General features: G+C 63.4%; 20 protein-coding genes. 7 read left to right on the top strand and 13 right to left on the bottom strand.

The window, feature by feature from the left end; all coding sequences use genetic code 11:
- Window positions 1-81: 81 nt before the first annotated feature.
- Both AAZQ98_RS01090 and AAZQ98_RS01085 read left to right on the top strand, forming a co-directional pair.
- Window positions 82-912: a metallophosphoesterase family protein gene (locus tag AAZQ98_RS01090; RefSeq protein WP_332498835.1), complete on the top strand. Its 831-nt coding sequence runs from the start codon at window positions 82-84 to the stop codon at window positions 910-912.
- A gap of 63 nt (window positions 913-975) precedes the next feature.
- On the top strand, window positions 976-1,536 hold the full coding sequence (locus tag AAZQ98_RS01085; RefSeq protein ID WP_434689209.1) for a histidine phosphatase family protein: 561 nt from the start codon (window positions 976-978) through the stop codon (window positions 1,534-1,536).
- Window positions 1,537-1,634: 98 nt separating this feature from the next.
- Here AAZQ98_RS01085 and AAZQ98_RS01080 read toward each other — a convergent pair whose 3' ends face one another.
- The 5 genes from AAZQ98_RS01080 to AAZQ98_RS01060 all read right to left on the bottom strand — a co-directional run bounded on the left by AAZQ98_RS01080 (window position 1,635) and on the right by AAZQ98_RS01060 (window position 7,537).
- Window positions 1,635-4,157, bottom strand: a complete 2,523-nt coding sequence (locus AAZQ98_RS01080; protein ID WP_400341283.1) for a hypothetical protein — start codon at window positions 4,155-4,157, stop codon at window positions 1,635-1,637.
- 238 nt (window positions 4,158-4,395) lie between these two features.
- On the bottom strand, window positions 4,396-5,565 hold the full coding sequence (locus AAZQ98_RS01075; RefSeq protein WP_332498838.1) for an acetyl-CoA C-acyltransferase: 1,170 nt from the start codon (window positions 5,563-5,565) through the stop codon (window positions 4,396-4,398).
- The gene (locus AAZQ98_RS01070) at window positions 5,562-6,212 is read right to left on the bottom strand and encodes a 3-oxoacid CoA-transferase subunit B (RefSeq protein WP_133834074.1); all 651 of its coding nucleotides are present in this window, start codon (window positions 6,210-6,212) and stop codon (window positions 5,562-5,564) included. The genes AAZQ98_RS01075 and AAZQ98_RS01070 overlap by 4 nt, the downstream gene beginning before the upstream one ends.
- Window positions 6,213-6,214: 2 nt before the next feature.
- A complete protein-coding gene (locus AAZQ98_RS01065) occupies window positions 6,215-6,919 on the bottom strand; it encodes a CoA transferase subunit A (RefSeq protein ID WP_133834073.1) in 705 nt (234 codons plus the stop codon).
- Between the two features lie 162 nt (window positions 6,920-7,081).
- Window positions 7,082-7,537, bottom strand: a complete 456-nt coding sequence (locus AAZQ98_RS01060; protein WP_434689207.1) for a VOC family protein — start codon at window positions 7,535-7,537, stop codon at window positions 7,082-7,084.
- 102 nt (window positions 7,538-7,639) lie between these two features.
- Between AAZQ98_RS01060 and AAZQ98_RS01055 the strand changes: the two genes are divergently transcribed.
- Together AAZQ98_RS01055 and AAZQ98_RS01050 are read left to right on the top strand one after the other, a co-directional pair.
- Window positions 7,640-8,428 (top strand): IclR family transcriptional regulator, encoded by a 789-nt coding sequence (locus AAZQ98_RS01055; protein ID WP_332502957.1) that lies wholly within the window; start codon window positions 7,640-7,642, stop codon window positions 8,426-8,428.
- 107 nt (window positions 8,429-8,535) lie between these two features.
- Complete coding sequence (locus AAZQ98_RS01050; RefSeq protein WP_133834070.1) at window positions 8,536-9,636, top strand: alanine racemase; 1,101 nt, start codon at window positions 8,536-8,538, stop codon at window positions 9,634-9,636.
- A gap of 9 nt (window positions 9,637-9,645) precedes the next feature.
- Here AAZQ98_RS01050 and AAZQ98_RS01045 read toward each other — a convergent pair whose 3' ends face one another.
- A complete protein-coding gene (locus AAZQ98_RS01045) occupies window positions 9,646-10,644 on the bottom strand; it encodes a DNA topoisomerase IB (RefSeq protein WP_133834069.1) in 999 nt (332 codons plus the stop codon).
- Between the two features lie 207 nt (window positions 10,645-10,851).
- Between AAZQ98_RS01045 and AAZQ98_RS01040 the strand changes: the two genes are divergently transcribed.
- Complete coding sequence (locus tag AAZQ98_RS01040) at window positions 10,852-12,540, top strand: long-chain-fatty-acid--CoA ligase (RefSeq protein ID WP_133834068.1); 1,689 nt, start codon at window positions 10,852-10,854, stop codon at window positions 12,538-12,540.
- Here AAZQ98_RS01040 and AAZQ98_RS01035 read toward each other — a convergent pair.
- From AAZQ98_RS01035 to AAZQ98_RS01015, 5 genes are all read right to left on the bottom strand, one after another.
- On the bottom strand, window positions 12,537-14,132 hold the full coding sequence (locus tag AAZQ98_RS01035; RefSeq protein ID WP_402741609.1) for a dipeptide ABC transporter ATP-binding protein: 1,596 nt from the start codon (window positions 14,130-14,132) through the stop codon (window positions 12,537-12,539). The genes AAZQ98_RS01040 and AAZQ98_RS01035 overlap by 4 nt on opposite strands.
- A complete protein-coding gene (locus AAZQ98_RS01030; RefSeq protein WP_402741610.1) occupies window positions 14,129-14,926 on the bottom strand; it encodes an ABC transporter permease in 798 nt (265 codons plus the stop codon). Before AAZQ98_RS01030 ends, AAZQ98_RS01035 begins: the two co-directional genes overlap by 4 nt.
- Entirely contained in the window at window positions 14,923-15,855 is a 933-nt protein-coding gene (locus tag AAZQ98_RS01025; protein WP_402741611.1) for an ABC transporter permease, read from the bottom strand. The genes AAZQ98_RS01030 and AAZQ98_RS01025 overlap by 4 nt, the downstream gene beginning before the upstream one ends.
- A gap of 6 nt (window positions 15,856-15,861) precedes the next feature.
- Window positions 15,862-17,526, bottom strand: coding sequence for an ABC transporter substrate-binding protein (locus AAZQ98_RS01020; RefSeq protein WP_332488875.1), 1,665 nt, complete (start codon window positions 17,524-17,526; stop codon window positions 15,862-15,864).
- A gap of 130 nt (window positions 17,527-17,656) precedes the next feature.
- Window positions 17,657-18,265, bottom strand: coding sequence for an NAD(P)-dependent oxidoreductase (locus tag AAZQ98_RS01015; RefSeq protein WP_332488877.1), 609 nt, complete (start codon window positions 18,263-18,265; stop codon window positions 17,657-17,659).
- 83 nt (window positions 18,266-18,348) lie between these two features.
- On the opposite strand from AAZQ98_RS01015, the gene AAZQ98_RS01010 reads away from it, so the two are divergent.
- Window positions 18,349-18,717 (top strand): winged helix-turn-helix transcriptional regulator, encoded by a 369-nt coding sequence (locus AAZQ98_RS01010; protein WP_105656244.1) that lies wholly within the window; start codon window positions 18,349-18,351, stop codon window positions 18,715-18,717.
- Here AAZQ98_RS01010 and AAZQ98_RS01005 read toward each other — a convergent pair.
- Entirely contained in the window at window positions 18,714-19,223 is a 510-nt protein-coding gene (locus AAZQ98_RS01005) for a GNAT family N-acetyltransferase (protein ID WP_434689202.1), read from the bottom strand. The genes AAZQ98_RS01010 and AAZQ98_RS01005 overlap by 4 nt on opposite strands.
- Window positions 19,224-19,341: 118 nt before the next feature.
- Here AAZQ98_RS01005 and AAZQ98_RS01000 point away from each other — a divergent pair, with 118 nt between their 5' ends.
- Window positions 19,342-20,478: an acyl-CoA dehydrogenase family protein gene (locus AAZQ98_RS01000; protein ID WP_332488881.1), complete on the top strand. Its 1,137-nt coding sequence runs from the start codon at window positions 19,342-19,344 to the stop codon at window positions 20,476-20,478.
- A 10-nt stretch (window positions 20,479-20,488) separates the two neighbouring features.
- On the opposite strand, the gene AAZQ98_RS00995 is transcribed toward AAZQ98_RS01000, so the two are convergent.
- A complete protein-coding gene (locus AAZQ98_RS00995; protein ID WP_332730912.1) occupies window positions 20,489-21,193 on the bottom strand; it encodes an NUDIX hydrolase in 705 nt (234 codons plus the stop codon).
- Window positions 21,194-21,435 lie beyond the last annotated feature (242 nt).

Raw genomic sequence — 21,435 nt, 5'->3', positions numbered from 1 at the left:
GGCGTCGACGCCCTGTTCACCTGCTGGCCAGAACCCCGGCGTTCAATGGGATGAAATGCAGCAGCCGTGAAGGAGGAAAAAATGGAACCTCTGACGATAATCCAATTGAGCGACACCCACCTGCGTCCCGAAGGGCAGTTGCTTCACGGATCCATTGATTCGTGGCAACGAACAGAACAGGCGCTGGAAGCAGCCGCGTGCCTGGATCCGGATGCCATTGTGGTGACCGGCGATATCGCAGACCGCGGTTCGGACATCCATGAGCGGGCCGCAGGGATCTTCAACCAGGCCCAGCGCGAACTGGATTGCCCGGTCATCACCGTTCCGGGCAACCATGATCCGTTGGGCGCGATTGGAGAATCCTTCAACACCAGGCGTCTGTCCACCGGTCCGCATCCAGCCGACACGGTGCACGAGGTCCTGGGGCTTCGGATTATCGGCTTGGACAGCGGGGGATTCCAGTTGGCCCGGGGACGCTTGGAACAGCGGCAGCTCGATTGGCTTGCCTCGCTGCTGGCGGTTCCGGCGCCGCGCGGATCCCTGCTTCTGCTGCACCATCCTCCGGTGGAAGCCGCCAATGAAGCCCGCGCCGGCCGCGGGCTGGAGAACCCGATGGAGCTGGCGGCCATCGCCGCCGGAAGCGATATCCGTGCAATCCTTTGCGGCCACTACCATCAGGCGTCCACCAGCCAGCTGTTGAGCACCCCGGTGTTCATGGCTCCTGCAGTGTCCTACAACATGAATCCATTTGCCCCGACGCAGATCGTTGACGAGCCCGCAGCGGGATTCAATGTCATCAAGGTCGGGGCGAAATCGGTCGACGCGTTCGCTGCATCCAGCGGCCAGTACGCCGCGCTGCACGCGAGCACCCCGCTGCCAGCGCCGGTCAAGAGTTCGCAGACCGGCAACTGACTCCAGAACACTACTTCGCACCGGGCACCTGTTGCTTCGGTGCATGCCAGAAAGAAGAAGACGATGAGCGCAAAGAAACTGATCCTGATCCGCCACGGACAGACCGAATGGAACAAGGCAGGACGCCTGCATGGACGCAGCGACCTGCCACTGAACGATACCGGCATCCGCCAAGCCCAGCAGCTGGCCACCGAGCTGGCACCCGAAGGCACTTGGGGCGCAGTGTATTCCTCCCCGTTGTTCCGTGCCCGTCAAACAGCGCAGATCCTCGCCAATAGCCTGGGCATCCGTGCCCTGCACGAAAACCAGGAACTGATGGAGCAGGACTTCGGCGATCTCGAAGGCACCCTGGTGGCCGATGGCGCCGACGAACAGCGCCAACTGCTGGTTGGCACCGGAGAAACCGAAGAGCATCTGGTGGGGCGTGCAGTGAACGCATTGTTCAAGATCTGCCATCAGCATCCCGGGCAGAACGTGATGGTCGTGAGCCACAGCGCCTTGATCTGCTCGGTAATCGCCGCGCTCACCGGCGAAAGCAATCCGCGCATGGCCAATGGAACCTATGTCGAGCTGGATGCGCAGCTACTGGTCAACCACGTCTCGCGCGAACCGCTGTGGCATTAGGAAGCAAAGAGCAAAGCCGCGTGCCGGCCATGGATCATGGCCGGCACGCGGCTTTGCGTTCTAGTCAGCGGCGGGCTAGCAACAGCTGAAGCAGCGGCTTACCACCAGGATGCGCCTTCGACGGTGACCTGGGGCTTCTCGCCGTACCAATCCACGCTGCCCGTGAAGCTGCGGGTGAGCTCTTCTTCGTCGTAATCAATGAACTCCGTGTCATTGAGCTTGTACTTGAAGACGATCTCGGAGCTTGAGAAACTGCCCGATTCCTCGATGGCCACGCTTTCAGCATGCGACTTCACAGAGAACGATGCGATGTCCTTGGACTGCAAGGTGCTCGGGCAACCGTCATCGAGGTTGGTTGGAACGGTCACGCAGGCAGTAGCGAACTTCTTGACCTCATCCAGAACCAGCTCGTCGAGCTTCTCGGTGGTGGTCGTAACCAGCGCCGCCTGTGCCGGCTGCGAATCAGGATGCTTGACGCGCAATTCCTGCGCTTCGCTCGTCAGGTATTCATTGCCAGGCGCTGAGACATCATAGATGCCCGGGTAGGCGTAGAAGCTGCCGGTGAAGGAACGTCCCTCGCCGTAGTAGTCCTCGCTTTCAAGCAGCTTGACCTTGGCCTTGCCGACAGTGACTTCCGAGCTCTTATCGGAGGTGATCTCCACCGGAACAATCAATGCTTCATTGAGCACCCAGGTATCGAGCAGGCCGAAGTCCTTGTCGCCCGCGTCGACATTGAAGGAGCGTTCGTGGCGCTCGCCGTTGATGGAGTAGATCGCTCGCACACGGGCCGAGTCCTTGCCCTTGGATTCCTCGATGACATCAACGAGTTCCAAGCGCTGCTTGGCGTTGCCCAGGACATCGTCGCTGAGCAGGACGCGCGAGGCGTTGTCGATCCCCGGGTCGACCATCTCGGTCGCCTTGCCGGCCTGGCCCTCGGCAAGCAGCGCGAGGTATTTCTCAACTTCAGCTTCGGGCTTGCGCTGCCCGTTCAGGTAGGCGATGGCACCGAAGCCCAGACCGGCAATGACTGCCAGCGCGAGAATCGAGAAGCCAACGGCCTTGGCCTTCTTCTTGGATTCTTCCGAGGCCGGGGCCAGCGCCGGAGCCGGTTCACCAGCCATCGGCTGGCCGTTGGCGGACACGGCAGGGGTGGATTGGGCTGCGGCGGCAACTGGAGCAGCCTGGCTGGGTGCGGCTGCAACCGGCGAAGCCGGAACAACGGCGGGTGCCTGGCCGGAAATCCATCGCGCTGCGGCGTCCTTGCCGGCAATCACTGCCAGCAGGGATGGGGCGAAGCGATAGACCTGCAGGGGCAGGACTTCTGCCAGCAGCGAGACAACTGCGGCCCCGAGTGCCAAGAAGATCACCGAGTACCAGGTGATGCCATAGGACATGCTGCCGCTCATGTTGCCCATCTCGTTGGCGGTGATGGCGCCACCCAGGGAGATGTTGGTCAGCCCGGCAAGAATCATCCACAGGACCAAAGCCGCTACTGGCAGCTGCCAAGCGCGCTGCAGGTTGAAACCAGTGGCCAGCCGACCACGGTGCACGCCAATACGGATAGCCGCCAGGAGTACGAGGAGGGCGCTCAGGACCAGGAGCCAAGCACCCTTGCCGTCGGCGATATCCCAGATGCGCAGGACGGATTCGGGCATGGCATCGGCGGTGTATTCGCCCAGGAAGCTGGCCATGCCGGAGACATTCGGAGCCAGCGCCCCGAGGAAGCCCAACGCTGCCACATATGAACCGATGGTTCCCAGCAGCGGGAGCAGGATCAGGCCCAAGCTCCAGGGCATGTCATCTGGACGCTGGGTGAATGCGGCAATGATGCCGACCAAGGCGAAAGCCGCCAAGGTCGAAACGGCCAGGGCCACGGCCTCGCGGACGCCGGTAAGCAATGGGGATCCGGCGTTGGCGCGCTGGGGTGCGGTGGCAAGGAACTGCGAGAAGAAAACGGCCAAGGCAATCGTGAAGAAGACACCTGCATATCGCGGGGACACCGCGGCGGAGAAGAATTCGCCACCCTGGATGCTGAGCTTCCCGAAGAGCGCAATGACCAGGAAGACCAATGCCAGGACCAGCGCGTGCAGTCCGGAGGCCAATGCAGCGCTCTTCCAACCGCCGTTGCGTGCGCCACGACGCAGCTTGCGCACGATCAGGTAGTTCGCGGCGCAGATTGCCACGATGGAGGTGACCGAAACGAGGGCGAATGCGAGGCTGAGCTCGCCGAACATGCCGAATCCGCCTCCGGATCCGGTGATCTTCAGCCCGCCGCCCAGGACGGCACCGAAGACCATGATGAAGGCCTTGAAGGAATTGAGCTGGGACGCCACGTTGAATTCAGCGGAGCTGCCGCCACCGATCTCCTTGGCCATCGAGGCCAGGGGGATCAGGTAGCAAAGAGCCAGGACGATGCCAATGGCCGCAATGGCGCCGGCTTGGAATCCAAGAAGCTGCAGGCTGGCACGGGACTTCAGTTCCAGGACCGCGTTGGTGAATTTCCTGACCTGCCGGTTCTGCCCGGCATTCTGGAACGGGTTCGCCGGTGCCGCCGGCGCTGGCAATGGATCCGAAGGTGCCGGTGGCACCTTCGGATCATCAGGCAATTGCGTATTTTCCAAGGTGAGTCCTCACATGGTGCGATGATGGCGTCACATCCGGGCGTTCTTGGAAACTTAAAGTCGAACAATTGGAATATGACCTTCCAATTACATAACAAGTAAGTGGAAGAACAAAGTCCAGTTAAGAAACATGCGGCGGGTTAAGGAGCGAGTTCCGCCTTTCACTTCACCGGTAAAAGGAAAAGCCGGTGCGGTTGGATCCCGACAGACCCAACCGCACTGGCTAATCGGACAGCGGCTACAGCGAACGCAGCACCATTGCGGTGCCCTGGCCGCCGCCACCGCAGATGCCGATGGCGCCCAGCGAGCCGGCCGGCATCTCGTGGAGCTGGCGGGCCAACGTGCCAATGATGCGTGCACCGGAAGCGCCGATCGGGTGGCCCAGGGCAATCGCGCCACCATGCGGATTCACGATGGAGGCATCGAGACCCAGTGCCTTGGTGGACTGCACCGAAACAGCGGCGAACGCCTCATTGATTTCGACGGCCTTCAGATCCTGGGCTTTGGCGCCGGCCTTCTCCAGGGCTGCGCTGATGGCATTGGATGGCTGCTCGTGCAGGGTGCGGTCCGGGCCGGCAACGAAAGCGTGCGAGAGAATTTCAGCCAGCGGCTCCAGGCCCAGGCGCTCAATGGCCGCATCGCTGGCCAACACCACGGCTGCTGCGCCGTCAGTGATCTGCGAGGAGTTGCCTGCGGTAATGGTGCCTTCCTTGGCAAAGGCCGGACGCAGCTTGCCCAAGGATTCCACGGTGGTTGCTTCGCGGATGCCATCATCTTCGCTGATCGTGGTGTCGCCGCGACGGCTGGAAATGGTAAATGGCGCAATCTCGCCGGCTGCGAAATCTCGGGCCGCGGCAGCGCGCTGGTGGGATGCGGCCGAGACCGTATCCTGGGCCTCGCGGGTCATCGACAACTTGGCATTGTGCTCCTCGGTGGAAGCGCCCATCGAACGCTTCTCGGCAGCATCGGTCAGGCCGTCGTATTCCAGGGTGTCAATCAGTTCAATGGCACCGTATTTGGTTCCGGCACGGGCGCGCTGCACGTGCGGAGCCAGCGACATGGATTCCTGGCCGATAGCCAGGACAACGTCTGCCTCGCCGCTATTGATCAGGCGGGCCCCTGCCACAACGGCCTCGGCACCTGAGAGGCATACGGCATTCACGGCGATGGCCGGAACGTCCAGCGCAATACCGGCACCCACAGCGGATTGACGGGCCGGGTTCTGGCCGGCGCCACCTTGCAGCACCTGGCCGGCGATGACTTGCTGGACTTCGCTGGGATCAACTCCGGCACGTTCCAGCGCGGCCTTGCCGGCATGGGCGCCGAGCTCGGTGGCTGGAACAGCGGCGAAGGCGCCGTTGAATTTCACGAATGGGGTACGGGCGTAGCCCACAATTTTTGCGGTCATGCTTTCAGATCCTCCACAATATCCACGGCAAATTCTGCTGCCGTGATGTCCTTGATGGTTTCCACGCTTTCACCCGGGGCTACTGCACGCAGGGTCAAGGTCGAGTTTTCTATATCAAACACTGCTCGGTCGGTGATGATGCGGTTGACCACGCCGACTCCGGTGAGCGGCAGGTCGCATTTCTCCACAATCTTGGATGTCCCGTCCTTGGCCACGTGATCGGTCAGAACGATCACGCGCGGGGTGCCGGCGACCAGGTCCATGGCGCCGCCCATGCCCTTGACCAGCTTGCCCGGGATGGTCCAATTGGCCAGATCGCCATTGGCAGCCACTTGCAGGGCGCCGAGGATCGCGGTCTGGACGTGGCCGCCGCGGATCATGCCGAAGGAGGTCGCCGAATCGAAGAAGCTGCCGCCGGGCAGGATGGTCACGGTCTGCTTGCCTGCATTGATCAGATCCGCATCTTCTTCACCTTCATAGGGGAAGGGACCCATGCCCAGCAGGCCGTTTTCGCTTTGCAGCTTGACCGAAACGCCTTCCGGCAGGTTGTTGGCCACCATCGTGGGGATTCCAATACCGAGATTCACATACTGGCCATCGGTTAATTCGCTAGCGGCAATGGCCGCCATTTCATCGCGAGTCCACATGCTCAGGCCTCCTGTCGGCTGCGCACGGTGCGCTGTTCAATGTCCTTGACCGCATCGGCCTGCACCAGGGTCTGCACAAAGATGCCGGGGGTCTCCACCAGCGACGGATCCAGGTAGCCCTCGGCAATTTCCTCGGCTTCGGCGAAGGTATGGCGGCCGGACATGGCGGCCAGCGGGTTGAAGTTCTTCGAGGTCATCCGGTAGCGCAGGTTGCCTTCGGCGTCGGCCTGGTGCGCCTTGACCAGTGCGATATCGGCAAAGATTCCACGCTCGAGGATCGCTGGCTTGCCGTTGAATTCCATGACTTCCTTGCCTTCGGCGATCGGAGTTCCCACGCCGGTGGGGGTGAAGAAGGCGGGAATGCCCACCCCGCCGGCGCGCAAGCGCTCGGCCAAGGTCCCCTGCGGGCAGAATTCAACTTCCAGGTCCCCATCGAGGAACTGCTGTGCGAACAGCTTGTTCTCCCCGACGTAGGAGGCCAGGACCTTGGAGACCTGCTTATTTTCCAGCAGGATGCCCAGCCCTTTGCCGTCTACGCCCATGTTGTTTGACACGATGGTCAGGTTGGTTGCCTTCGAATCCCGCAGTGCGGTGATCAGGCGGTTGGGGATGCCGGAGAGGCCGAAACCGCCCACTGCGATGGTCATGCCATCCTTGACGACGGCAGCCAAGGCGGCGGCTGCGTCATCCCGAAACTTCGTTGTCATCGATTCCTCCATGTGTCCACTATGTGGAGCGCGGATCTGCTTATCCTCTAACGTACGTAGTCGCAGGTGAGCATGCAATAGACCCGGTGCATTGCCGGGTAACTGGTCGGATGGTGAGGAGGAATGGCCAAGGGGTCCATATTATGGACACATCTGAGAGGGCTAGACGATGTCGAACTCGTTACCTTCGATATCGAGCATGCAGATAGCGAAATGGCCCATCTCCGGCATGTCGTGAACGGTGCGGACTTTGGCCCCCAGTGCCACCAGGCGCTCTGCCTCGTCGGTGATGATTTGCCTGCGTTCCTCGAAGCGAACGCCGCGGCCGCCGCTGACCAGCAAGTCCAGATGCAGGCGATTCTTGATGCTCTTGGCCTCCGGTACCTGCTGGAACCAAATCCTTGGCCCACCACCTTGCGGATCGACCAGCGACTCCGGTTCATCACCGGTTCCGGGCGGCAATTCATCATCCGGCACGCCCATGGACTGCCAGTAGGCGCGCCACGTGGGATGCCCGTCCGGGGCGGGCTCGGGAACGTAGCGCAAGGCTTCGGCCCAGAACCGGACCATTGCTTGCGGGCAGGCGCAGTCGATGACGATTTGCCATGTATTTTCCATGTGCTGAATTATCCGCCGACCAGCTCGATAGCAACAGGGGTACGGCGACAAAGTATGAAGCGGGAATTATCCGGCCCGTAACCGATCGTCCATAATGTGGTCATGAGCAATTCCCCGGCTGGAACCCAAGTCGTAGGGCGGCTGGCTGCCGTGCTTCGCACCGTGAGCACAGCAATGCCCGAGGGCATCACCACGACGCAAACTGCCCGGAGCACCGGTTTGGCCCGGCCCACCGTGCATCGGCTGCTCAGCGCGTTGGCCACCGAAGGATTCTGCGACCACGATCATCGCACCGGCCGCTGGCTGCTTGGCCCCGAGCTCTACCTCATGGGCGCGGTGGCAGCCGAGCGCTACGACATCAGCGAACTGGCCCGCGAGCATGTCGCCGCGCTGGCCGAGGCGACCGGGGAAAGTGCGTTCCTCTCGGCGCGGCGAGGCGACGAAACCGTGTGCTTGCTGCGCCAGGATGGAGCCTTTCCCATCCGCTCGTTCGTGCTGTATGAAGGACGGCGCTTCCCGCTGGGAGTCGCTTCGGCCGGAATCGCGATCCTTGCTTTCCTGCCTGAACAGGGCATTGAGCGCTACCTGCGCGATGCCGATCTAGAGCCAGGATATGGGCCGGCGCATTCGCGCGAAGAGCTGCGCAAAAAGGTCGCCGAAACCCGCCAGCTGGGCTATTCGGTCAACCCCGGCTTGATCGTCGAGGGCAGCTGGGGCATGGGTGCTGCGGTTTTCGACAACTCGGGACAGCCTGCCTGGGCACTGAGCCTGACCGGGATCCAAACGCGCTTTGAAGCGGACCGCCGCGAAGAGCTGGGCAACCTGCTGCTGCACCACGCGCATGAGTTGTCCACCAAGCTGTCGGCCCGGTCAAGCACGCTGCCACGCTAGTTTTTCCTTCCCCTGTACAAAGCTTCCTGCGGTAATCTTTCAGATCGGCGGGAATGCCTATTTCCAGGATTCTCCGTGACGCAGCCAAGTGCAGAAGGACGGAAAATTTGGGCACTATCCCGGCCGGAATCAACACCCCGCAGGTCATCGTTGACGTAGCGAAGCTCCAGCAGAACATTGACCGGGTGGCCCACCGGGTGGCGAGCCAGGGCCTGAAACTGCGCCCGCATGCCAAGACGCATAAGATGCATGAAATCGCCGAACGCCAGATGGACGCCGGTGCCGCCGGACTCACCGTGGCAACTGTCGGCGAAGCCCTCGCGTTTGCGCTGCACGGGGTCGCGAAGATCTTCATCGCCTACCCTCTGTGGGTCAATGAATCCCAGGCGGCACGCATCCTGGAGCTGATGCGCCGTGCCAAGCTGAGCATCGGCACGGACTCTGTCCAGGCCGTGCAGCAGATGGCCAGGATGCTGGGGGAGAAGGCCTCCAAGATCAAGCTCGTCATCGAGATCGACAGCGGCCATCACCGAAGCGGCACCAGCCCGCAAGGCGCGGTGGAAATAGCCGATGCCGCCCGTGCGGCAGGCATGCGCGTGCATGGGATCTTCACCTTCCCCGGCCACAGCTACTCGCCGGACGGCATCGACGCGGCACTCAACGATGAGCACAAGGCCCTGGCCGAAGCGGCGTGCCTGCTGCGCGAGGCCGGGCATGCCATCAAACGCATCAGCGGGGGCTCCACCCCGACCGCCGAACTGAGCGACAACTCGGTGCTGACCGAGGTGCGTCCAGGGGTGTACGTCTTCGGCGATGCGCAGCAGTTCGAGCTGGGGCGCGTGCGCTGGGAGGATATTTCCCTGACCGTCGCGTCCACCGTGATCAGCCGCCATGAAGGCGATAGGCAGATTCCCCGGCGCATCGTGCTGGACGCCGGCAGCAAGGTGCTCGGAAGCGACCGCCCGGCCTGGGCCACCGGATACGGGCGCATCGCCCAGTGCCCTGAAGCCCGCATCAGCGCACTATCGGAGCATCACGCCACCGTGCTGTGGCCCGAGCACTTGGACCTGCCAGCCCACGGCGAGCAGCTCCACGTCATCCCGAACCATGTCTGCGTCGCGGTGAACCTGGTCGACAACGTGCTGGCAGTGCATGAGGACGGCACCAGCGAGGTATGGGATGTAGCGGCCCGCGGACTGAACTTCTAGATTCTGAACCTAGCTGGCCCTTTCAAGGAACCGCAGCAGGCAGCGCGAAGCCGGATCCAAATGGTTCTTGGTCCCCAGCTGCCGTTTGGAACGGCGCAGCGCCGCCAATTTTTCCGGATCGTCCGCCAGCTCCAGCACACGGGGATCGATATAGGAGCCGGCCGCGATTTCGGGAGTATTGCCCAGTTTTCCGGCGGCCTGCTCGATGGCCAGCTTGCGCAGATTCCTGGCATCATCGGCAGCCATAGCCGAGGCGGGAGCCTCGATCAGTGCCCTGAAAGCCGCTAAGCTGCCGCCCCAGGTCCTGAAGTCCTTGGCGGTGAATCCGCTACCCAGGTGCTCCTCGAGGTACCGGTTGATTTGCGCAGGCTGGAGCAGGTGCGAGTGCCCATCGTCATCCAGGTAGCGGAAAAGCTCGTAGCCCGGCTGATCGCGCAATTGGATCAGCACTCGTGCCAGTCGCCGGCTCCTGATTTTCACATGCTGCTGCTGGCCGCTCTTGCCGGGAAACTCGAGGGTGGCGCAATGCCCTTGGACCTCCAGATGCTTGGCTCGCAGCGAAGCGGCCCCGAAGGATTGGTTGGAACGCGAGTAGGCGTGCGTGCCGATGCGCAGCAGGTGCAGATCCAGCAGCAGGACCACGGCCGCAGTGACCCTGTCCTTGTCGTTTCTTCCCCGGCGCAGATCCCGCAGCAGCTGGCGGCGGAGATTGGGCAGTGCGCGGCCGAACGCCGGCAACCGGTCGAATTTGGCGGCATCCTGCCGCTCGCGGAAATCAGGGTGGTAGATCATTTGGGTGCGCCCTGCCGCATCGATTCCGCGAGCTTGGACCTTGGCCCGCGCACTGGCCGCGATCTGGACCTGTTTCCATGCCGGCGGGATCGACAATTGCCTGATCCGATCCAGCAGGTGCTGGTCCTTCACCGTGCGTGCCCCTTCCAGATAGAAGAAGCCGGTTCCCGCGCGCCGGCGCGTGATGGGAAGCCGTTTGCTTCGGCGTGCTGCCATGGACGCCTCCCGGTAGTTGCGTAGCCGTGCAATCACGCACACGCTATCGCCGATCGCTGCCCTGCTCCGGGTGTTCGCAGGAAAATCCCAGCTGTGCGGTGCCGGGGTATTTCTGCCAGCGGGCGGATCCGCCACCTGCAGCGCGTCGTTTGCGCCTGGGAAGCCCTGGAATCGCGCCGCGCTTCGTTACAGGGCATGATTGGAGGTATGGAAAATAGTGCTGCGCCCGCATGGGTGGCAAATTACCAGCCGGGAGTCCCGGCCGAAATCGAGCTGCCCACCGAACCGCTCAGCCGCATGTTCGAGCGCTCCGTGCGTGAAGCCGGCCAGAACCCTGCGACCGAGTTCTTCGGCCGCCGCACCAGCTACGCCGATCTGGGCGCGCAGGTAGCCAAGGCCGCCGAGGGCCTGCGCAAGCTCGGCGTGCGCGCCGGCGACCGCGTTGCGCTGATCCTGCCCAACTGCCCGCAGCACGTGATCGCCTTCTACGCGATCCTGCGCCTTGGCGCCGTCGTGGTGGAGCACAACCCGCTGTACACTTCGCGGGAACTGCGCCACCAGTTCGAGGACCACCAGGCGCGCATCGCGATTGCCTGGGACAAGGTCGTGGCCAACGTCCAGGAATTCCCCAAGGACGTGCAGCTGGACTCGATCGTCTCGGTCAACCTGCTCGAAGCCTTCCCCGCGGTCAAGCGCCTGGCGCTGAACCTGCCGGTCAAGAAGCTGCGCGAGACCAAGGCGTCGCTCACGGCCCGCACCTCGGGCACCGTGGCATGGAAGGACCTGCTCTCCGGTGCGCAATTGGATGCGAACCACCCGCATCCGGATGTCGATGACCTGGCGGTCATCCAGTACACCTCGGGGACCACCGGCCATCCCAAGGGCGCCATGCTCACCCACTTCAACCTCTATTCCAACGCCTTGCAGGGCGAGGCCTGGATGCTCGGGGCGCAGGAGCGCGAGGAAATCCTCTACGCGATCCTGCCGATGTTCCATGCCTTCGGCATGACCCTGTACCTGACCTTCGGCGTGAAGAAGCAGGGCCTGCTGGTGCTCTTCCCGAAGTTCGATCCGCAGATGATCCTGGATGCCTGGAAGAAGTCCCCGGCCACCGTGTACTGCGCGGTGCCGCCGATCTACGAGCGCACCGCCCTGGCGGCCAAGGAGCGCGGTGTCTCGCTGAAGAGCGCCAAGTACTGCATCTCCGGGGCGATGAACCTGCCCGACCATGTGGTGGAGCTGTGGGAATCGATGTCCGGCGGCCTGCTGGTAGAAGGCTACGGCATGACCGAGTCCTCGCCGGTGGCCTTGGGCAACCCGTTCCACCCCAGCCGCCGCACCGGCACCATCGGCGTGCCCTTCCCCTCGACACTGATGAAGGTCGTCGACGTGGAGGACCCGAGCCGGGAAGTGGCCCAGGGAGAACCGGGCGAATTGCTGATCAAGGGCCCGCAGGTGTTCCAGGGCTACTGGAACAACCCGGAGGAAACGGCCAAGGCCAAGACCGGGGACGGCTGGCTGCGTTCGGGCGATGTGGTCACCGTTGACGAGGACGGCTTCGCCCAGGTGGTGGACCGCGCCAAGGAGCTGATCATCACCGGCGGCTTCAACGTTTCACCGACCGAGGTCGAGATCGCCCTGCGCCAGCACGCTGACGTGGCCGATGCCGCGGTCTTCGGAAAGCCGTTGGCCCGCGGCGGCGAAATGGTAGTTGCCGCGGTGCAGCTCGAAGAGGGGTGCGGGCTGAACGAGGACGCGCTGCGCGCCCACTGCCGCGAGCTGCTGGCCGCCTACAAGGTGCCTAAGCGCATTGTGCAGATCGATGAGATGCCGCGCTCGCTGCTGGGCAAGATCCTGCGCAAGCAGGTCAAGGACCAGATGGTCGATCTGGTCTAGCGCAACCGCGGCATCGCCGAGAGCAGCAGTTTCGTGTAGTCATGCTGCGGGGCGCCGAAGACTTGGTCAGTAGAGCCCTGCTCGATGATTTTGCCTTCATGCATCACCGCAACGGAGTCGCTCATGTGCTCGATCACCGACAGGTCATGGCTGATGAACAGGTAGCTGGTTCCGGTGTCCAGCTGGATCCGATCCAGCAGGTCCAGCACCGTGGCTTGGATTGATACATCCAAGGCCGAGACCGGCTCGTCAAGGACCAGCACCTGCGGCTTGGGCGCTAGCGCGCGTGCAATCGCCAGGCGCTGGCGCTGCCCGCCGGAAAGCTCGCGCGGGTTGCGGCCCAGCAATTCGGTGGACAGCTCGACTTGTTCGAGCAGTTCAGCCGCCGGCTTGCGGTACTCGGCTGCGCGCTTGGACTTGCCGCGGCTCAGCGCATCGGCCAGCAGCTGCCCCACCGAATAGCGCGGATCGAAAGACCCCAACGGGTTCTGGTAGATCGCACCCATTTGTTCGCGCAGCTTTCGGCGCTGGGATTCGAGGGCCGGGGCAAAGTGCTCGCCGAGCAGCTTGACGTTGCCTGCATCAGGCTTCTGCAAGCCCAGCACCATGCGCGCGGTGGTGGTCTTCCCGGACCCGGATTCGCCGACAACGCCCAGGGTCTTGCCCCGGGGCAGTTCGAAACTGATCGCATCCACGGCCTGGTGCTTGCCGAACGTTTTGGACAGCTGCGTGACTGATAACGCGGGGGCAGTAGTGGCGGGTGCTTCTGGCGGTGGTGCCGTCAACGGCTTGCTGGCTGCCGACAACGGGGCGAAGCGCGGTATCCCCGAAGGCACGGCCCGCAGCAATTGGCGGGTGTACTCGTGCTGCGGGTCGCCCAGGATCTGCCCGGTGCTGCCGGCCTCAACGATTGCACCGTTGCGCATCACCGCAATGTCGTCGGCCAAATGCGCTACCTGGGCCAGATCGTGGCTGATCATCAGCACGCCGCGGCCCTGCTCCTTGAGCTCGCGCAGCTGCGAAAGGACCAGTGCTGTCAGCGCCGAGTCCAAGGCGGTGGTTGCCTCATCGGCGATGACTACCTGCGGGTTGCCGGCCAGGGCCTGGGCAATCAGGGCACGCTGGCGCATGCCGCCAGAGAGCTCGGTGGAACGCTGCTTGGCACGGCGCCCGGGCTCGGGCATGCGCACGGATTCCAGCACCTGGAGCACTCGCTGCTGGCGCTCGGATTTGGACATCTTGCCGTGCGCCTTGAGCGCATCACCGATTTCCCGGCCCACCGGGCGCAGCGGATCGAGCGCCATCAGCGCATCCTGCAAGATCATGGACACCGAATTCCCGCGGATCTGCTGCCAGCCGCGGTCGGAAAGCTCCAAGGCGTCCTGCCCGCAGACAGTCAGCTCGTCGGCTTTCGCGATGCCTCCGGACAGTCCCAGCAGGCTGCGGGCAGTCACGGATTTGCCCGACCCTGATTCGCCGACCAATGCGAGGCAACGTCCGGCCTTTACGGTGAAGGAAATGTTCTTCACCGCCACGGCGGAACCGAAACGGACCGAAAGGTCCTTGACCGTAATCAGTGCTTGCTCGTTCATGCTGTCCTTGCCCTTCCGCCCAGCGCGCGGCCAATCAGCGTGGCGCCTGCGGCCACGACAACTATCGCCAAGCCGGGGAACAAGCTCATCCACCACGCGAAGTGCAGGTAGGTGCGCCCGGCCGAAAGCATGGCACCCCATTCGGGAGCTGGCGGGGGAGTGCCCAAGCCCAGGAAGGACAGGGCAGCAGCCCAGATCACGGCTTGGCCGATCCCCAAGGTCACCAGAGCCAGCAGGGGCTTGAGGGCGTTGGGAACCAAATGGTTGCGGACCAACAGCCACGAGCCGCGGCCCAGCACGGTGGCTGCCTCCAGCATTTCCGAACTCTTCAGCGTGCGGATCTGGCTGCGCACCAGCCGGGCATATCCCGGTGCGGTGGACAGGCCCACCGCGACGATGGCCGGACCGACACCGGGGCCGGTGAAGGCAATGATCAGCAGTGCCATGAGCAAGGATGGAATCGCGTAGAGCGCTTCGAGCACGCGCAGGATGATCTCGTCGAGCCAGCGCGGGGACAATGCCGCAACTGTGCCCAAGACGATGGCCAATCCCATGCCCAATCCCGTGGCCGCCAGGCCGATAGCCAGCGAGTCGCGGGCACCATGGATGACACGGGTATAGATGTCGCGGCCCGATTCGTCGGTGCCGAAGAAATGCGCGGCCCCGGGTTTGCTGAATGCCTCGGCCGGGTTGATGGCCAATGGGTCGCCCGGGGCCAGCACCGAGGGAGCCAGCGCGATGAGCACCCACAGGGCGACGAATGCGGCGGCGAAGATTCTTGCGGTGCGGCTCATGAGCTCGCCCCTGCCGGATTGATGGCTCGCTCGATGCCTTCGGTGATCGCCATGACCACGATGTAGACCAGTGCGGAGAAGAGCGCGATGCCGGTGACCATCGGGATGTCGCGGGCCAGCACCGCAGAAAGCAGCGAGCGCCCCAGACCCGGACGGGCGAAGATCGCCTCGACCACCACCGCGCCGGAAAGCAGCGAGGAGAAAGCCCAGCCGGTCAGGCCCAGGGCAGGCAAGGCGGCATGGCGCAAGCCATGGCGCCAGAAGACCGCCAGCCGGCTTTCGCCACGGGCACGCGCGGCCAGCGCGAACTGGCTGCCCAGGGCTGCACTCAGCGAATCGCGCATCAGCTGTGTGAGGAACCCGGCCAGCGGCAATGCCAAGGTCAGCACGGGAAGTACCAAACCCTGGGCGGTGCCGTTATCCACGGCCGGCAGCCAGCCGAGCATCGAGGAGAAGAGCATGATCAGCACCGCGCCGAGCCAGAAGTGCGGCACGGCGGCGGCAATGATCTCCACGATATTTCCCAGCCATGCGCCAAAGCGGTTGGCCCGCATGGCCGATGCCGCGAAGCCCATGGCCAGCACCCAGGCGGCCGCCAGGGCCAGCAGCGCAAGCCAGAGGGTATTGGGCAGGAGATCGCCCATGATGCCGGCGACCGGCTGCTTGAGCGAATAGGAGGTGCCGAAGTCCAAGGTGGCCAGCTTGCCCAGGTACATCAGGTACTGGGAGATGAGCGGCAGGTCCAGTCCGTACTCGGCGCGGGCCGCGGCCAGCGCTTCGGCCGAGGCCTGGGAACCGGGGCCGCCCATGATTGCTTCGGCCGGGTCGCCGGGGATCAGCCGGATGGCGATGAAGATGGCGGTGGCCACCAGCCACAGCACCACCAGCGCGCCGCCGATCTTGCGCCCGGCCCAAGCAATCGTGCCCATGGGGTGCTACTTGGTGATGAAGGTGTCGTAGTAGACCGGCGAGGACACCGCGGTGGTGGCGCCGATGCCGTGCACGTTCTTGCCGTAGAGGAAGTGGTTCTGCTGGTCGTAGAGCGGCAGCACGTAGTAGCCCTCCAGGACCAGCTTCTGGGCCTGCTCGTACAGCGCAGCGCGCTGGGCTTCATCGTTGGCCTCTTCGGCCTGGGCCAGGATCCCATCGAGCTTCTCGTTCTTCACCTGCGCGTTGTTGGCGAAGTAGCCCGATGGCGCCGGGACGGTCGAGTCGGAGTGGTACAGGATGCGCAGCACCGACGGGCCGACCTTGGTGTAGGGAGCCGAGACCAGATTGTAATCGTGCTTGGCCAGGGCGCCGTACCAGCTGGACAGGTCCAGCAGCTGGATCTTCACCTCGAAGCCCACGGCCTTGGCCTGGGCCTGGAACTGCTCGAACAGGGACTGCTCGGCAGGAACCGACTGGTTGGTGGAGACCGGGAAGTCCAGCGACAGGCGCTTGCCGTCCTTCACGCGGTAGCCTTCGGCGTCGCGTTCGCTCCAGCCTGCTTCATCGAGCAGCGCGTTGGCCTTGGCCGCATCGGTGCCGAACAGCGATTCATCGGAGTAGCCCAGCGGCTCGGCTGACGACAGCAGCGAGTAGCTGCGCTCGGTGGTGCCGAAATAGAGGGCCTTGACGCCGGCGCTGGCATCCACGGAACGGATGAAGGCCTCGCGCACGCGCTGGTCATCGAATGGCGCCTTGGAGCTGTTCAGCTCCAGGCGGTTGGAAGCACCCGGGCGCGGGGCGTCCAGATGGCCCAGCGAGCCGTCCTGCTTTGCCGTGGCGATGGTGTCCGGCTGCGCGTTGTCGATGACATCGACTTCGCCCGAGACCAGGGCTGCGTAGCGGGTGGCGGCCTCAGGGATGAAGCGCCAGGTGATGGCCTCCAGATAGGCCTTGGAATCGGAGCGCTCCGTGTTCTTGACCGGCGGCACGTAGTCTTCGTTGCGGACCAGGTTCACGGCCTTCTGGTGCTCCCAGGATTCGACCTTGAACGGGCCGGTGCCTACCGGTGAGGCGCAGTTGGTCGCCTGGTCGCGTTCCAGCGCCTTGGGGGATTCGATGGCGGTCCATGGCATGGACAGCGATTCCAGCAGCGCGTTATCCGGGGCGGAGAGCGTCAGCTTGGCGGTGAGCTCATCGGCGATCTCGATATCCACGACCTTGCCCACGGCCAGGTAGCCGGTGGAGGACGCGGTATTCGGATCCTTCAGGTGCTCGATGTTGGCTTCGATGGCTTTGGCGGTGAGCTTCGTGCCGTCGGTGAAGGAAATCCCATCGCGCAGGGTGATGGTGCGAGTCAGGCCGTCCTCGGAAACTTCGGTGCTTTCGGCCAGCCACGGGATGATCTTCCCGTCCGCATCCTTGGTGAACAGGGATTCGAGGTACTGGCTTGCTACCAGGGCTTGCGGGTAGTTGCCGCCCACATGCGGATCCAGGCAGGCCGGCTCGGCGTCGCCCGAAGCATAGACCAGGGTGCCGCCGGCAACCGGCTTCGCCTCCTCTGCGGGGGAATCGGGTCCTGCACCTGCCGAGCAGCTGGCTAGAAGGGATCCAAGGAGCGGGAGCGCGATAGCGCAGCCAAGGATCCTGGACGCGCGCGAGTTTCGTTGCATGGGGAAGGGCTTACCTCGATGAACTAGTGGTGATGACCAAACCAACTCTAGCCATCTGGAACGCATTCGTCAGATCGGAGCGAATCGCTCCGATCCGACGAAACCTGGCTAGCGGCACTGCGCGAGGGATCTACTTTTCGCTGGCCACGGTCATGCGGCGGTTCTGGTGGACCGGGGTTTCGATTTCATCGAGGATGGCCACGGCGAAGTCCTGGGAGGAAACGAAGTCGCCTGCTGGCGAATCGGTGCCCAGGGTGTAGCTGCCGGTGCGGCGTGCAGGCATGATCACCGGGGCTGGAGCCGCGACGGTCCAGGTGATGCCGGAAACCGAGGTGAACATGTCGTAGACCTCGGCGCAGGTGGTGGCTTCGGCCTTGTATTCCTCCGGGAAGCCCGGGGTGTCGACCAGGCGGACGCCGTCTACCTCGGTAGCGCCGGCGCCGCCGACAACCAGCAGGCGGGCTGGGACCAGGGTTTCGGTGATCTGCTCGAAGGCATCCAGGTATTCCTGGTGGTCGCCACCGGTGCGCGATGGCGGTACGGCAATGACGAGCACGTCGTTGTTCTTTCCCAGGTCGCGGTAGGTTGCCCCGTCGCCCAGCTCGGCGGCCACGGTGGTGCTTCCGTCGATTCCCTTGCCCGAACGGGAGACCGAGGTGACCTCATGGCCGCGTGAAATGGCTTCGGCAACGACTTCCGAGCCGACCATGCCGGTAGCTCCGTAAACTGCAATCTTCATGGTGTTCTCTTTCCTTGGGAAATTGGGTCCGGCACAATGGTATCTTTTAGATACCGCCCACTACAACGAAACTAGGTTTCCTCATGGATAGCCATGGCTCTTTTGACGTGTTCGTGCAGCAATGCCCTTCACGTGAAATCATGCAGCGCCTAGGCGATAAATGGACTCCGCTGGTCCTCCTGTCCCTGGCTGGCGGCCCGCAACGTTTCTCTGCATTACGCCAGCGCATCGGCGCGGTCACCCCGAAGGTGCTCACCAATACCCTGCGCAACCTGGAGCGTGACGGGTTGGTGCAGCGCACCGTATATGCCCAGGTGCCGGTGCGGGTCGACTACGAGCTGACTGATTTGGGACGCGGGATCCTGGAACCCATGGAAATCCTGCGCCTGTGGTCCGAGGAGCATGTGCCCAAAGTGCTCGCTGCCCGTGAGCGGTTCGACGCGCGCGGCTAATGGCCAGGTGGAGCAGCAGGACGCAGCGGCAGGAACATGAAGTGCTGGCCCACCAGCCCCTTGGTCGGATGGTTGAAGGCGCCCGGAATGGTGCCCAGGATCTTGAAGCCCAGCGATTGCCATAGACGCACTGCAGCCTCATTGGTCTCGACGACCACATTGAACTGGATGCCGTGATAATTTTCCTGCCGGGCCCAGTCGATCACGTATTCGCCCAGTGCTCGTCCCACGCCGCGATTGCGGCATTCCGGATCGACCAGGAAGGACGCGGTGGCGATGTGGGCTCCCCGTCCGGGCTTGTTTGGCCCCATCTTGGCCGAGCCGATGATCCTGCCATCTGCCACGGCAACGACCGTTTGCCCCGGTAGCGTCTCCATCCACCAGGGGCGGGCTTCTTCAAGGGTTTGGCCTTGGGGGAAGGCGTAGGTCTGTCCCTCATCCATGATTTTGCGGTAGAAGCCGAAGATCCCAGGCCAATCCCCGGCGGTGCTTGTCCGGATTTGCATGCGCTTAGCCCAACTCTTTCGAAATGAATGCTTCGGAACTCATCCTATTGGCCCTCATTGTATCTTGCGTCACATAGACTGAGGTCAAAGACGCAAGGTGCAGGCAAAGGAGCCGGTGTTGTTTGAAGTAAGCGAAGACCAGAAGTCGTTGATCGAGATGGTCCATGATTTCGCCGAGACCAGGATTGCTCCCAATGCCCTGAAGTGGGACCAGGAACAGCACTTCCCGGTGGATGTGCTGGCCGAAGCCGGACAGCTGGGCATGGGCGGAATCTATGTTTCTGAAGATCATGGCGGATCCGGTCTGAGCCGCAGCGATGCGGTGCTGGTCTTCGAGGAACTCGCCAAGGCCGACCCGACCTTGGCCGCCTACATTTCCATCCACAACATGGTCGTGTGGATGGTCGACACCTTCGGCAACGACGCGCAGCGCGCCAAATGGCTGCCATCGATGACCGCCATGGACGACCTGGGCTCCTACTGCCTGACCGAGCCCGGAGTCGGCTCCGATGCGGCGGCCCTGTCAACCCGTGCCCGCAAGGACGGTGACGAGTATGTGCTCAGCGGCGTCAAGCAATTCATCTCGGGAGCTGGAAGCTCGGCGCTCTACATCGTCATGGCCCGTACCGCTGATACCGGTTCGCGCGGCATCAGCGCCTTCCTTGTTCCCGGGGATGCCGAGGGCCTGAGCTTCGGGCCGAACGAAAAGAAGATGGGCTGGAAGGCGCAGCCCACTCGCCAGGTGATCATGGAAGGCGTGCGCATTCCCGCCGCCAACCTGCTGGGCGAGGAAGGCCAGGGATTCTCCATGGCCATGCAGGCACTCAATGGCGGCCGCCTGAACATCGGGGCCTGCTCGCTGGGTGGCGGGCAGAGCGCGCTGGAGAAGTCGGCGCTGTATTTGAAGGAGCGCCAGGCCTTCGGCGGACCGCTGACCAGACAGGAAGCGCTGGTCTTCAAGCTGGCCGAAATGGACATGGAGCTGGAAGCCGCCCGCTCCTTGCTGCGCCGTGCCGCCGCCGCACTGGACGCGAAGAGCCCGGACCGCGTCCGCCTCTGCGCGATGGCCAAGAAGATGGCCACGGACGCCGGGTTCAACGCCGCCAACAGCGCTATCCAGCTGCACGGCGGCTACGGCTACCTCGCGGACTACGGGATGGAGAAGATCACGCGGGATCTGCGCGTGCACCAGATCCTGGAAGGCACCAACGAGATCATGTCGCTCATCGTTGGACGCACGCTGCTGGAATCCTGACCGGCGGCAATCAGGCGTTGAACTGCTTTTCCGAATTCCGCACAGCGTTTCCCGAGAGGGAATCGCGGGGATCCGGATGAACCGATGAGATGGCCGGCTCGCTGGAAATGATCTGCTCGATGCCGCCCTGCTCCATCGCATCCCGCAAGGTGCGCTGGGTGGGGCGCATCATTTTAATCTCGCCGCGTTCCAGGGAAGCGAAGAGCTCCTGGGGGCTGATCCATGTGGAGATCACCGCTTCGGTGGTCTGGTGGACTGGTTCCTGGCCGGGGCGCAAGGCCGCGACAAAGAAGTACGTATCGAACCGCCGCGGGAAACCGGCTGGGGTGACCCAATTGGCCCAGGGGCGCAGTTGACCAGGATCCAGCAGCAGCCCTGTCTCCTCGAAGACTTCACGACGTGCTGCGGCCAGGATCTCCCCGGCCAGATGCTCCGCGCGATCTGGTCCTTCCCCAAGGATCGAGGTGCGCGCCCATTGCCGGGCGTGCTCGCTGAGCAAGGCGGGATCCAGCTCTCCTGCCGCCACCGCTTGGCCGTCTTGGGCATCAACTCGGCCGCCGGGATAAACCACCATGCCGGCTGCGAAGTCCATGGTGTTCACGCGATGCTGGACGAAAACCTCAAACCCGCCAGCTGCCTCGCGCAGCAGCAAAACACTGGCCGCTTTGCGGATCGGGACCTCTGCGGGAGTCGCAGGTATCGGGGAAGTCGTCATTGCCTACCATGTCCTTGGCTCTTGGAAGTGAAAATAGCCTTCGAGAGCCAGCTTAGCTTCCAGCGCACAGCAAACGGGCAACCGGCAGAAACCGCTGTGCATGCTTGCACATTGACCTGCGGAATCTGCACAGCAAATGCCGTTGACCGGATTCCTGGCGGAGCCTAGTTTGAATCACAGAGACCTGCGCGAAGCTGCGGGCATCGCAACTGGAAGCCGCAGGGGAGCCGAGCAGAGGATGA

The organism is Glutamicibacter sp. Je.9.36 (genome assembly GCF_051129975.1).
Lineage (GTDB): Bacteria > Actinomycetota > Actinomycetes > Actinomycetales > Micrococcaceae > Glutamicibacter.
This window is presented reverse-complemented; position numbering and strand designations above follow the sequence as displayed.

Coding starts and splice junctions, on each gene's coding strand:
- AAZQ98_RS00995 (WP_332730912.1), bottom strand. CDS start 21,193: ATGACGACTTCCCCGATACCTGCGACTCCCGCAGAGGTCCCGATCCGC.
- AAZQ98_RS01060 (WP_434689207.1), bottom strand. CDS start 7,537: ATGGAAAATACATGGCAAATCGTCATCGACTGCGCCTGCCCGCAAGCA.
- AAZQ98_RS01015 (WP_332488877.1), bottom strand. CDS start 18,265: ATGAAGATTGCAGTTTACGGAGCTACCGGCATGGTCGGCTCGGAAGTC.
- AAZQ98_RS01065 (WP_133834073.1), bottom strand. CDS start 6,919: ATGACAACGAAGTTTCGGGATGACGCAGCCGCCGCCTTGGCTGCCGTC.
- AAZQ98_RS01070 (WP_133834074.1), bottom strand. CDS start 6,212: ATGTGGACTCGCGATGAAATGGCGGCCATTGCCGCTAGCGAATTAACC.
- AAZQ98_RS01075 (WP_332498838.1), bottom strand. CDS start 5,565: ATGACCGCAAAAATTGTGGGCTACGCCCGTACCCCATTCGTGAAATTC.
- AAZQ98_RS01020 (WP_332488875.1), bottom strand. CDS start 17,526: ATGCAACGAAACTCGCGCGCGTCCAGGATCCTTGGCTGCGCTATCGCG.
- AAZQ98_RS01045 (WP_133834069.1), bottom strand. CDS start 10,644: ATGGCAGCACGCCGAAGCAAACGGCTTCCCATCACGCGCCGGCGCGCG.
- AAZQ98_RS01085 (WP_434689209.1), top strand. CDS start 976: ATGAGCGCAAAGAAACTGATCCTGATCCGCCACGGACAGACCGAATGG.
- AAZQ98_RS01090 (WP_332498835.1), top strand. CDS start 82: ATGGAACCTCTGACGATAATCCAATTGAGCGACACCCACCTGCGTCCC.
- AAZQ98_RS01005 (WP_434689202.1), bottom strand. CDS start 19,223: ATGCAAATCCGGACAAGCACCGCCGGGGATTGGCCTGGGATCTTCGGC.
- AAZQ98_RS01035 (WP_402741609.1), bottom strand. CDS start 14,132: ATGAACGAGCAAGCACTGATTACGGTCAAGGACCTTTCGGTCCGTTTC.
- AAZQ98_RS01040 (WP_133834068.1), top strand. CDS start 10,852: ATGGAAAATAGTGCTGCGCCCGCATGGGTGGCAAATTACCAGCCGGGA.
- AAZQ98_RS01030 (WP_402741610.1), bottom strand. CDS start 14,926: ATGAGCCGCACCGCAAGAATCTTCGCCGCCGCATTCGTCGCCCTGTGG.
- AAZQ98_RS01010 (WP_105656244.1), top strand. CDS start 18,349: ATGGATAGCCATGGCTCTTTTGACGTGTTCGTGCAGCAATGCCCTTCA.
- AAZQ98_RS01025 (WP_402741611.1), bottom strand. CDS start 15,855: ATGGGCACGATTGCTTGGGCCGGGCGCAAGATCGGCGGCGCGCTGGTG.
- AAZQ98_RS01055 (WP_332502957.1), top strand. CDS start 7,640: ATGAGCAATTCCCCGGCTGGAACCCAAGTCGTAGGGCGGCTGGCTGCC.